13 protein-coding genes are annotated in these 12,003 nt (G+C 44.6%); 9 read left to right on the top strand and 4 right to left on the bottom strand.

The features are described from left to right. Nucleotides 1–54 precede the first annotated feature (54 nt). From SPHMEL_RS03900 to SPHMEL_RS07325, 8 genes are all read left to right on the top strand, one after another. On the top strand, nucleotides 55–1,599 hold the full coding sequence (locus SPHMEL_RS03900; RefSeq protein WP_042667436.1) for a sodium:neurotransmitter symporter family protein: 1,545 nt from the start codon (nucleotides 55–57) through the stop codon (nucleotides 1,597–1,599). Nucleotides 1,600–1,778: 179 nt separating this feature from the next. After that, nucleotides 1,779–2,477 carry a hypothetical protein gene (locus tag SPHMEL_RS03895; protein ID WP_042667435.1) on the top strand — a complete coding sequence of 233 codons (699 nt, stop codon included), beginning with the start codon at nucleotides 1,779–1,781 and terminating at the stop codon, nucleotides 2,475–2,477. 174 nt (nucleotides 2,478–2,651) lie between these two features. After that, a complete protein-coding gene (locus tag SPHMEL_RS03890; RefSeq protein WP_042667434.1) occupies nucleotides 2,652–3,209 on the top strand; it encodes a 2-oxoacid:acceptor oxidoreductase family protein in 558 nt (185 codons plus the stop codon). Nucleotides 3,210–3,213: 4 nt separating this feature from the next. Continuing rightward, on the top strand, nucleotides 3,214–3,495 hold the full coding sequence (locus tag SPHMEL_RS03885) for a 4Fe-4S binding protein (protein ID WP_014767309.1): 282 nt from the start codon (nucleotides 3,214–3,216) through the stop codon (nucleotides 3,493–3,495). 5 nt (nucleotides 3,496–3,500) lie between these two features. After that, a complete protein-coding gene (gene porA / locus SPHMEL_RS03880) occupies nucleotides 3,501–4,760 on the top strand; it encodes a pyruvate ferredoxin oxidoreductase (protein ID WP_042667943.1) in 1,260 nt (419 codons plus the stop codon). A 2-nt stretch (nucleotides 4,761–4,762) separates the two neighbouring features. Continuing rightward, nucleotides 4,763–5,821, top strand: a complete 1,059-nt coding sequence (locus SPHMEL_RS03875) for a thiamine pyrophosphate-dependent enzyme (RefSeq protein WP_042667433.1) — start codon at nucleotides 4,763–4,765, stop codon at nucleotides 5,819–5,821. Further along, complete coding sequence (locus SPHMEL_RS03870; protein ID WP_042667432.1) at nucleotides 5,808–6,332, top strand: hydrogenase maturation protease; 525 nt, start codon at nucleotides 5,808–5,810, stop codon at nucleotides 6,330–6,332. Before SPHMEL_RS03875 ends, SPHMEL_RS03870 begins: the two co-directional genes overlap by 14 nt. Before the next feature lie 45 nt (nucleotides 6,333–6,377). Continuing rightward, on the top strand, nucleotides 6,378–6,524 hold the full coding sequence (locus SPHMEL_RS07325; protein ID WP_198011714.1) for a hypothetical protein: 147 nt from the start codon (nucleotides 6,378–6,380) through the stop codon (nucleotides 6,522–6,524). 23 nt (nucleotides 6,525–6,547) lie between these two features. On the opposite strand, the gene SPHMEL_RS03865 is transcribed toward SPHMEL_RS07325, so the two are convergent. Together SPHMEL_RS03865 and SPHMEL_RS03860 are read right to left on the bottom strand one after the other, a co-directional pair. Next, complete coding sequence (locus SPHMEL_RS03865; protein WP_042667431.1) at nucleotides 6,548–7,393, bottom strand: protein-tyrosine phosphatase family protein; 846 nt, start codon at nucleotides 7,391–7,393, stop codon at nucleotides 6,548–6,550. Further along, the gene (locus SPHMEL_RS03860) at nucleotides 7,383–8,405 is read right to left on the bottom strand and encodes a thiamine-phosphate kinase (protein WP_084322147.1); all 1,023 of its coding nucleotides are present in this window, start codon (nucleotides 8,403–8,405) and stop codon (nucleotides 7,383–7,385) included. Before SPHMEL_RS03860 ends, SPHMEL_RS03865 begins: the two co-directional genes overlap by 11 nt. Before the next feature lie 649 nt (nucleotides 8,406–9,054). On the opposite strand from SPHMEL_RS03860, the gene SPHMEL_RS03855 reads away from it, so the two are divergent. Further along, a complete protein-coding gene (locus tag SPHMEL_RS03855) occupies nucleotides 9,055–10,257 on the top strand; it encodes a hypothetical protein (protein WP_042667430.1) in 1,203 nt (400 codons plus the stop codon). 52 nt (nucleotides 10,258–10,309) lie between these two features. Here SPHMEL_RS03855 and SPHMEL_RS03850 read toward each other — a convergent pair whose 3' ends face one another. Further along, nucleotides 10,310–10,936, bottom strand: coding sequence for a mechanosensitive ion channel domain-containing protein (locus SPHMEL_RS03850; protein WP_042667429.1), 627 nt, complete (start codon nucleotides 10,934–10,936; stop codon nucleotides 10,310–10,312). A 276-nt stretch (nucleotides 10,937–11,212) separates the two neighbouring features. After that, a complete protein-coding gene (locus SPHMEL_RS03845; RefSeq protein WP_042667428.1) occupies nucleotides 11,213–11,932 on the bottom strand; it encodes a VTT domain-containing protein in 720 nt (239 codons plus the stop codon). Nucleotides 11,933–12,003 lie beyond the last annotated feature (71 nt).

Below are 12,003 nucleotides of genomic sequence, written 5' to 3'. Positions count from 1 at the left end.
TTAATATTTTTATACTTAATACTATAAAAATGAGTATTATGTTAGGTGGGTCCAGTGAGTAGGGAAAGAGAAACATGGGCAACCAGGTTCGGATTGATATTATCAATGGCTGGGAATGCTATTGGACTAGGTAATTTCTGGCGATTCCCCAGGCTACTCGCTGCAAACGGTGGCGGCGCATTCATGATACCATACTTCATAGCATTGCTGTTACTGGGTATACCATTGATGTGGGTTGAATGGAGTACAGGGAGATATGGCGGTAAATACGGGCATGGAACGCTCGGTCCAATGTTCTACCTGATGGCCAGGGAGTCGGTTAAGCCTAGGACAGCATTAATATTCGGCATTATAGGGGGCATGTTAGCCTTTGCTGTGACCACACTGCTAAACTCTTATTACATCCATGTGATAGGTTGGACAGCAGCATACGTTATATATAGTGCAGCAGGGTCATACTATGGAGCAAACACTGTAGAATTCTTCAATAACCATATAGCTAACACTAGCATGGTGCTTGCCACATGGAGTATACCCATGATACTACTCTTTATAGCTGCCTATAGGGGGGTGGCCAAAGGCATTGAGTTATTTAACAAGGTCATGATGCCGTTGCTCTATGTCTTTGCCATTATTCTAGCAATAAGATCGATAACAACTGGAGCACCGGTGAGGCCTGACTGGAGCTCCTGGGCCGGGCTCCGGTACAGCTGGAATCCGGACTTTGAAACATTGAGAAGCAACTTCTGGGTTATCTCGCTAGCTGCGGCGGGCCAGATATTCTTTACATTAAGCCTTGGAATGGGTATAATACATAACTATGCGTCATACGTTAAGAAGGATGATGATATAGCACTAGCAGGCTTAACAACAGCATCCCTCAACGAGGTGGCAGAGGTAATACTAGGCGGTACAATAGCGGTACCATTAGCATACGCATATCTAGGTCCAGACGTGGTTAAACAAGGCTCGCTGGGATTAGCTTTCATGGCACTACCAAATATCTTCACGGCCCTAGGTGATGTAGGCAGGGTCTTCGGCATGTTATGGTTCCTCCTACTGTTCTTCGCAGGGTGGACATCCGCTATAGCAATGTATAATTATCTAGTGGCATTACTAGAGGAGGACTTAGGCATCAATAGGAGGCTTGGGTCACTTATAGTATTTATACTGTACTTCTTGCTGGGATTACCGGTGGCGCTAGACTCTTCTCTTACATACTTCGGTGAACTAGATAACTGGGTTGGCTCATACCTGCTGGTAGTTCTTGGGTTATTCGATGTAATAGTGGGAGTCTACCTGTTTAAACCAGATAACTTATGGAAGGAGCTCCATACTGGTGCATTGATACGTGTACCATCATTATTCAAGTATATATTAATGACGCTGACCCCGATATACATATTAATACTATTGGTTGGAACAACAATAGATTATTATAACCAAGGGGTCTTCGCGCAAGCAGATCCCTTGATAGTGGGCGCCAGGATAGCTATAATACTTGTATTGATCATCGGAGCGATTGAAACATACTATGGAATCAAGAAGAAATATGGTAAGGAATTGGCTGAAAACAGGAAGATCATAGTGGTCGAGTAGAGGTGGAAGACATGGAGCAGTTGTGGATAGTCTTCATGCTGGGATCATGGCTATTCATACTGGGCTTGTCGGCCTGGTGTATCTGGAAGAATCTTAAGGCGCAGAAGAAGTAAATACTTAAACCATTCTTTTTTATTCCACCTTAATCATAATCATCCTCACAAGGGGGTCACTATATATTGGAGTCCGTCAAGCTACTAAGAGATGCGTTGAACACGTTGGAGACATTGTTAAGTCTAAAACAGTTGAGCGATCCACGATTGAAGAGAAAAATCGAGGAAGCTATCGAGTCCCTTGAATTAACCCTTAGGGAGATCAGTGTCAACAACATAGAGTTAGCTAGGTTTATCAGTGATAAAACCAGGGAAACAGCATCTAAGATATCCGTCAGCAAGGAGTTAACCAGGGAAATCATTGAAGACTTGGAGAAACTAGTAAAATGGTGCAAAACAATTCCATATGATTTCACAGATAGAATAAAGTATGTGAGAAAGGGGTACAGGTATTATTTATACGGGATGATGCTATTCTTCGTACTGGCTGGAACCTATACGCAAATATATGCTGTTTCAGCATTACTTATAGCCCTCCCCTCATTAATGGCCATGTACTTCATGAGGAGGCGGCGTTCAATGGGCCTGATGCTGGCTTACGCGTCGACACCGCTGCCCCTAGCCATATTTTCATGGATGATCGGGTACGTTGCAAGGGCATTACTTGACCCAGGTGAAATAAATTATCTAGCTGGGGTATATGGTTTACCGGTTGAAACAGTATACATGATACTATTATTGTACCTAGTGGGAAGCCTTACTGGATTACTATTCTTATCCATCGCGATATATATTCTTTACAAAAACAGGGGTGCCTTTATTTAGAACACCTGTATTTAGAACACCTGGTTAAATTGACCTGAATTTAATGCGTTTCAGAGATACGAATCTTTAAACCAATATGCCTCTTTAAAAAATATGTGATATCCAATAATATTGAACCTTTATTAATTCATGTATGAATAAACTTATCATGTTAGAATAAATGGTGACCAGTAAATGATGATTGAGATCAGGTGGCATGGAAGAGGCGGCCAGGGAGCCTGGACCGCTAGTAATATTGTCGCCATGGCAGCCGCTCTGGAGGGACGTCATGCTCAAAGTTTTCCAGCATTTGGTCCTGAGAGATCAGGTGCACCAATGCTTTCCTTCACTAGGATCAGCGATGAACCTATAGAAATACACAGTATGATATATGAGCCGGATATAGCTGTAGTATTAGACTACACCCTTCTCTCTCCAGGCTTAGTGAGCGGCTTAAAGGGGAGTGGTACTATTATAACCAATTATGCTGGAAGTATTGACCAGGTTATTGGGAAACTAGGCATTAAAAAAGGTGATTACAGGCTGATACTTGTACCGGCATCCAAGCTAGCGCTTGAAATACTTAGGGCCAATATAACTAATACAGCCATGATAGGTGGACTACTCAAGCATGGTGGGGTCGTTGGATGGGATAGTGTTGAGAAAGCCGTGAAGGCAAGATTTAAGGGTCCTGTTGCTGAAAAGAATCTTGCCTTAATAAAGAAGGCTTATGAGGAATCTATAGAGGTGTAGATGCATGAGTGAGCCTAGAGGATGGAGAAACCTGCCAATAGGTGGGGTAGCGTATAGGTTATCCACAGATGTTAAAACTGGTGACTGGCGTGCGTTGAGGCCTGTGGTGGATCATAATAAATGCACGAAGTGCATGATCTGCTGGCTCTTCTGCCCTGATATGGCTATAGTATGGGATGGCGAGAAGATACAGGTAAACCTGGATTACTGTAAAGGTTGTGGGATATGTGCTCACGAATGCCCTGTCAAAGCTATATCAATGGTACCCGAGTTTGAGGAGGTGTAAGCGTGATGGAGAAAACCGTGTTCAAGCCGAAGATCCCTATTGAGAAACAGGTTTTAACAACCGCTAATGGTGATGAAGCAGTAGCCTACGCTGTAAAGCAGAGCTACGTAGATGTGGTGGCAGCATACCCTATAACACCCCAGACAATTATTGTTGAAAAATACTCGGAGTTCGTTAATGATGGATTAGTACACACGGAGTTCATACCGGTTGAATCAGAGCACTCAGCTATGAGTGCTTGCGTAGGTGCGGCAGCGGCTGGTGCCAGAGCTTTCACGGCCACATCATCCCAGGGATTGGCGTTAATGGTTGAAATAGTATATATAGCATCAGCCCTAAGACTACCAATAGTTATGGCGGTTGTCAACAGGGCTCTCTCAGCACCGATAAACATACATAATGATCACAGTGATGCATACCTGATGAGGGACTCTGGATGGATACAGTTATTCGTGGAAAACGTGCAAGAGACGTATGATACCACTATACAGGCATTCAAGATAGCGGAGGATCCACGTGTACAATTACCTGTCGCCGTAAACCTTGACGGGTTCTTCCTAAGCCACACCCTGGAGAACTTCTACATGTTACCGGATGACACGGTCTATGAGTTCCTAGGAGGTCCGAGGAAACTGGTAAACGTTAAAGTAGACTATTTCAGCGAGGAAGTACCACTAGTGTTAAACCCGGCCAGGCCTTTAACATTCGGCTCACTGGATCTATACGATTATTACTTTGAACATAAAGTCCAGCAGGTGGAAGCCATGAAGAATGTGCCTCCTGTTGTAAGGGAGATAAATGAAGAATGGTATAAGCTAACGGGCAGGAGATATGGTGATGGAGTAGTAGATGCATATGGCGTGGAGGACGCCGACATAGTGATTGTTGCGATGGGTAGTGGGGCAGGCACAATCAGGAGTGTTGTGAAGAAGCTAAGAGAAAAGGGGGAGAAGATAGGATTGCTAAAGATAAGGATGTTCAGGCCCTTCCCATACAGTGATATAGCAGAAATACTCTCAGGCGCTAAAATAGTGGCTGTAATGGATAAAGCTATAGGACCCGGCTCGTTTGGCGCGCTATACGAGGATATAGCGGTAAGTCTATATGATCTCGATGAGAGACCACTGCTACTCGACTACATCTACGGCCTAGGAGGGAGAGACCTGCCACCCTCACTAGTCTACAGGATGATTGAAGAAGTAAAGAAAGACCTAGAGTCCAAAAGTGTTGAAAGGAAGATAAGGTACTTAGGGGTGAGGGAGTAGCCATGACGGTTCAAACTCTGCCAGAATTCCCTGTTAAAAAGGGTGAGCCAGCATACAAGGTATGGATTTTCGAACCGGGTTGGAAGGGCGAGATACCGTTAAACTTCAACCTCAGGCAACTGGCTGAACAAAAGAGGCCGGTGCTATTACCTGGTCACAGGCTATGTGCTGGATGTACTGCACCATTGGTAGTAAAGCTAGCTAGCTTTGCTCTCAGAGGTCCAACGATATTCGTTAACGCCACCGGGTGTCTCGAGGTAGCATCCACGATATTTCCCTATACAAGCTGGGCTGCTCCATGGATCCACGTAGCATTCGAGAACGCTGCGGCTGTTGCCGGAGGCGTTGAATCAGCGATTAAGGCATTGAAGAAAACCGGGAGGTTACCTTATGATCACGTGGATGTTATAGTGTTTGCCGGTGATGGAGGAACCTTTGACATAGGATTCCAGGCTTTAAGCGGTATGGCTGAAAGGGGTCACGACGTATTATACATACTCTACGATAATGAGGCCTACATGAACACTGGTATACAGAGATCCGGTGGAACCCCGCAATTCGCGTCAACAACTACATCACCAGCCGGTGAAGTGATACCAGGTAAAACACAGGCTAAGAAGCCGATAGCCGATATAATGGTGGCCCATAGAATACCATATGTTGCTACAGCTACGCCAGCCCACTGGATGGATTTCATGAAGAAGGTTAGAAGGGGCTTAGAGGTTAATGGTCCGGCATTCATCCATGCATTAAGTGATTGTAACCGTGGATGGAGGCATGAAACAGATATATCAGTAGAGATAATGAGGAGAGCGGTTGATACATGCTACTTCCCATTATGGGAGTGGACACCTGAGCAGGGATATATGTTGACAGATAGGAGTCTAGCGATAGCTAGGAACCCGGCTTTAAAGCAACCCATTGAAAAATACATCGAGGTCCAAGGTAGGTTCAGACACCTATTAAAGCCGGAGAACAAGGAGCTATTAAAGCAATTCCAGGAATACGTTGACAAAGTATGGGAAGACCTCTTAAGAAGGGCTAGTAATGCACCAAAGTAGCCCACGACCCGAGACCACTGATCCACAGGGGTTTTTTACTCTACTTAAACATATTTTAAGCGGTAAAGTACTAGTAGCTGGTGTAGGATCTCCTCTTAGGATGGATGATCAAGCAGGCCTGGTGTTCTGCGATAAACTAGTTGGAAGAGGTATTGCATGCATTAAATGCGAGTATGGTTTAGAGAACTGTATAAGCGAAATACTAAATGCCGAAGTGGAGAAGCTGGTGATAGTTGATGCAGTGATATATAGGGGGGCCAGGCCAGGAGAGATAATCATAGCTAGTGAAGACTCCCTAGCAGAGAAATACAGACTAGCGACAACTCATACAATACCATTTGGGTTATTATCAAGGATGCTCCATGATGCCGGTATTAAAGAAGTATACGTGGTTGGTGTAGTACCGTTGAACCTAGATTATGGAGTAGAGATCTCTAGTGAAGTGGCTGAGAGTGTTGAGAAATTAGTTAACGCCTTCTCAATGATCCTCCTGGAACGTGGGAAACGGTGATCGAGTTTCGAGGGGTTTATACTGGGTTGATAGGTGACAATGGATATGGATCCCAGCCTAGGTGATGGAGTATTACTCCGAGCCTGGATTGACCTAGATGAGAGCCCCGTGCCGTTGGGCTCGGCAGCCGCACATGAACCCGTGGAGCGAGCTGGGAAACCTAGGCACATCAATGAAACCACTATGAAATGATCGGGCTTTCCCAAGAAGATTGGCTAAACATAATTGGAGTAGTAATCCCACTTGAAAACAATATCCCCTCCGAGGAGTTCTAATGCATGTTTCCTGCACTCCATTGCTTTATTAGTTATTGCACTGCAATCGTCATCACATAATAGCGTAACAACTGGTTTGTCAACGGTATCTATGTATAATGTAACCACTCTACCACTGTAATCGTAGTCTAGTGTTTCTGGGAGGCATAGTTCCTCGTCTATGTGGCTCAGTATATTCTTCCCAGACAAGTACGCGGTGATGAGCCGCCTTAATCCTTGCCTCATACAGGGAGTATTAATGTGAAGAGGGTCGTGTAGTTCTATGTGGAACTGGATGACCTTGGATAAATGCCTAGTTATCCTGGAGTCAGCTACTTTAATCCAGTCGGCTACACTACGGAGTAACCCCAGCTCACTTAGGCTATTCAGGAAGACCTCGTATGTCCTAACCATTTTAACCTGCCAAGGGTTTTCAATCGCCCCTGGTATAATACTCCTCAACTCCATAACTGCGTCATATGCGGTTAAACCATTGAAGACCAGGAATGACGCCGTAACCACACTGCTCCTCCCGAGCCCGCTGACACAGTGTACTAGAACAGCTCCACCGTTTTTTACATGGTACTCTATGAAGAAAGTAGCCTTTAAGAGATCGAGTAGTTCAACAGGATGTTGATCCCTAGTAGGTATGTATAGGACCTTCAGGCCGTGGCTGGCTAGTGATTCAACATAGTTTAACGGTGCATCATACTGATCCATTAATGCCACTACCCCGGTAAAGTATCGTGTTAGTGCAGGGATATCACTTAATCTAGGCATAGGTGATTGAGCTAGCTTACCGGGCATCACCCATTGGAAAACGTTTCCCCCACCCCCTGAATTGATCCCATCTTTCCACAGTGATCCTGGCTCCATTAATATATATTCCCGGGGATATGTTTCCCACCCTCCCTATGATACTATATGGTATCTCATAGTAATCTAGTTCCTCAGCCACTTTATCCAGGTACTCTCCAGCGACAATTAGCACGGCACCATACTCCTCTCCTCCAACTAGTACATGCCTCCACATGCATTCAATACTGTTCTTACAATACTCTCTAAGTCCTGCTGGGTGTACCGGGAGATTCTCAAGGAGTATACCATACCCGCTGAGCTCTGAGAGTTGTTCCAAGGTATATCCAAGTCCATCACTTACATCCATTGAAGCATGAATGAATCTATAAGTAGACATGATCACGTTGGCTACTTCGAGCTTCAAATACACCCTCTTAGTGTTATCAACGACCCAGCTTATTCCACCAGCCTCAACGACACCGTGGAGTGCTACAAAACCCATCGAGCCATAAGATCCCGTGGCGATAACGATGTCGCCTGGCCTAGCTCCACGCCTACTTGGGGGATGTTTACAGGTTGTAAACCCCATTACTGAGACAGCTATCCATGGATCAAGGCTTTCATTTGTATCTCCCCCTGTAATCCTCACATCATAGTAGTTACTCGCTTCACGGAGCCCCTTGACCAGCTCCTCTAAATCCAGGATATCTGTTTCACTGCTAAGTCCTAACCCAATCATTGCTACACTAGGCACTCCGCCTTTAACCACTACATCGCTAAGGGCACCGGTTAAAGCCATCCACCCAATATCGCTCCAGGTCCTCCATGGAAGCATAAGCGATTTTATTCTATAAGCATCCATGGAATATATTAACCTAGGGCCTCTTGGCAGTAAATCTCTAGCATCATCGGGATATGTGAGACTCTCGCCCGATTCAGGCTTGCTGATCAGTTTATCAGCTATAAGATTTATTACAGCTTCCTCACCCATTTCCCCAAGGGATCCCCTCAATGAAGCCACCTTGACTACATGTTTTCATCTCTCTTCATGAAATATTTAGTTAGAGCTCTATGTTAAAGGGGTTAGGTCTTATATAGGTATAGGCTTATTTAAATTGGTTTCATCCCCTCGTTTTTGTTCCCCCTGTATCCCCTTTGGGCTTGCATACGGCTTGAGGGCGTTCAGGGTGACATCACATCTTGAGTGCTTCAGGAATAGGTTTATGCATGCTACCCTATCCCTGTTTTCCGTGAACCCCGTGCTCCGGGTTCTTGATGATCCTGTAGCCTTCGATAGTTCGCCGTGTAAACATCATATACAGAAAGTATAGGAAAGGTGTGTATGCAATAATATATCAGAAGACTATCACCAATACTACAAACCATTATAAAACCAGAAACAGCTTGGCGAGGCTATAGCTGGGATGGGGCGAAAGCTAGCCCGCCGACCACCCGGCATACGAGAGATGTAAACCCGGAATAGATGCAGGAAACCAGTGAACCGTTTGCCCCCAGGTGTTCGCTCTAATTATACTATGTTCATGGTTTCACCTAGGGGGCTCCACCCCGCCCACCAACTCAGTATAACCCCTCCTTTAAACACCAAAAAGACTTTGACCTATCTACTTTTAAACTTCATGTATATTACATGGAGTGATTGGTGCTGCTTCATGGATCTCCCTGTGGCGGCTTTAAACATAGGATTGGCTTCGATAATGGATTTGCTGATAAACCTGATCGCTGTTAAACACTTTAATTTCAGTGTTGTGGAACTCGGATTACTGAACGCTTTGTGGACCATTGTTTTCATACCTGTAGTGAGGATCATGGATAGATTAGCCGATGCTGGGAGGGTGAGGCTCTTATGGTATATAGGTAGCTCCTCGATGGCTCTGCTGCAGGCCTTGATGTATTTCTCCTTGATATTTCACTCGAAGCAGTTGATCTATGTAACCTACATGATTCACACACTAGTATTTGCCTCAACAAGGCTTGCCGTGAACACATATATTTTCGAGACCAGGGATAGTGGCTCATGGAGCAAAGCATCGATAATGGTTTCACGGCTTAGACTGCTATCCGAGTCGGTGATCATACTATCTCTAGCCCTAGTTGGGTTCTCCACGATTGTTACATCCGGATACATATATCTAGCAGTATTATTCACACTCCTACACTTCTCAGGGTTGTTAGTGATACATGAACCCCGGTTGAAAATAGAGAGAGTGCTCTACAGGCTTGAATCAATGCTTGGAATGATCCTCATACCCGTCAAGGGGCTTCTCACGCTCTCCTACCTGGAGATAAATGGTTCTATACCGTTATCTACAAGAATATATGCATCAGCTCTTGTGCCCTCGGGTCTAATACTTCTCGCCCTAGTTGGCTTCAGGCTTAGTAATGAATACTTATGGACACCCCTCCCTTATTATTTAACACGGGTGTTGGAACTAGGCATTAATGATGTATTAATGGTTTATGGGCTGGGCAGGCTTATAGCTTTCAGCCTATACATCGCAGTCCGATCCAACCTAGTGTTTAAGAAGGGTTCCTTCGCAATAGGTATCCTAGTTAGGCTTCTTGTGCTGATGATCTTGAATAATATAAGGAACAGTGTCCTGATAGGGTTCCTTCTCGGATTAATATACCTGGCAAACGATATAATAGATTTAAACCTGTTCCTAGCATTCGCTAAGAATCGTGGCGGATATGGTGTTGGATTGTATAGTTTAATAGGTGAAATAATAAGCCTTGTAGGCTCAGCTTCTTCAGGCTACATATATGCTGTAGGGGGTTCATCATTAATCGCTGTTCTAACAACCGTGTTGTCGATGCTTGTTATCCCGGTGGTCCTGAAATCTAGGAGTGAATGATATGCTTTCCTCCGGGTAACCACGTTAAAAAATCCATATTGGTTTAGAGGCCTCACGCCCTCTTCCTTATAACTATCTTCTGCCCAATGATCATGCTACTCGGTATCAGTACTTCAACTCCATCACTCCTCTGTACAATGGTGAACATTGTTGATATATCTTTGACTTCAACACCGCTTTCACCGGCTATATCTACTATATCCCCGATCTTGAATGGCCTCGCTAATAATATGAACATCCCGGCAACAGCCTGTCCAAGCACCTGCTGTGTAGCGAAGCCTATGACTAAGCCTATGAAGCCTCCTAGGGCTACTCCAGCTGCCCCACCAGCTACTCCACCTGCAATGCCTGCTAGCAGGCCTCCTAGGCCGAGTATTTTAACCAAGCTCCTCACGGCTGCAGCTGATGATACACCGTATCTTGGCTTCAGCATCGTGTAGAATAGCTGTGCTACTGAGTTGACTATCATCCAGCCCAGTACTAGTAAGACTATTATGTAGATGTATGCAGCATAGTCTTTCAAGACCTGTAATCCTTCTAGCTTAGTGGTTTTAACCAGTAAATCCACCCCTTGTGTGAAGAACCATTGGAGTATACCCATTACTATGGCTACTATCACAGCATACAACACTACTCTGGCTAACGCACTGCCTATAGAGTCCTTACTTGGCTCACTCACATTTCCCACCAAATATATTATATAATTAATTATTCTAAACTTAAAAATATAAATCTTGTAATCCAGACCAGGGGAGCCGCGGTAAAGTTTATGATGCGTCTTAATGGTCGGAGCCCGCTTTAACTATCTTCATTCATCGAGAAGCCTCTCCATATCCCGGGTTCCTCGTCATCCCAACGAGAGATATATGGTTAACCCTAATTAAATATCCGCTAAAGAACTCAACATATTATCGAGCCAACAGCCCTCGATTCCTATTGATTCTTTAATCCCTGGTTAGGATTGTTCCCAGCGGATTAAGTCTAGGATTCTCTTGATCAAGGATGATATGCGTTCCGGGATCCTCTTCAGTGATAAAGCTATTTCCTTGAAGAGGAAATCAATTGCTTTAGTCGCCCCCTTCTCCCCAGCTATATTGCTTACGTTGACCCAGTTTATGGAGCCGGCTACATACATTACTATGATTGTTAAAAAGATGTAAAATATTATAGAGAGCCATGTAGGTAATCCAACCCGCTCTTCGAAGAGAAAGGAGAGGGTTCTTCCATAGATAGCGGCCATGACTGTTATTACTAGTTTACCGGCAAGTAGGGCAATGAAGAATAATGGGACACTATACCTAGCATACCCCACAGGTATATACACCACGTCGTCAGGTATGGGTAGAGCAGCCGCCAGGAACACTGTTAGGAATATAACTTTGGAGTGCTTATTCGTAAAATACGATATATTCTGCTTAAACCTCGACTCACTCCCCAGGGTACTTAACCCCCTACCTACTAAATACACTATTAGCTTACCAATGCTAGCCCCGAGGGCTGAGACGGCTACAGCTATTATGAGACCCCCTAAATCCCTGTACCGCGTGAAAAATGGTATCAGCCAGAATAAGTAGGGTATTGTGGAGTATGGTATGGCGTTTGAAATAAGGGAAACCGTGAAAACCCCTATGTATCCACCGGCTCCATGTAAAACCTCTCTAATCCACTCTATCAAGGTGCTATACCACCATTATTAACCTTAAAGTTATACTTAAAGCCGTACAGTATTAAATAAGCCCTTCAAGA

The sequence above is a fragment of the Desulfurococcus amylolyticus Z-533 genome (assembly GCF_000513855.1).
GTDB classification, from domain to species: domain Archaea; phylum Thermoproteota; class Thermoprotei_A; order Sulfolobales; family Desulfurococcaceae; genus Desulfurococcus; species Desulfurococcus amylolyticus.
This window is presented reverse-complemented; position numbering and strand designations above follow the sequence as displayed.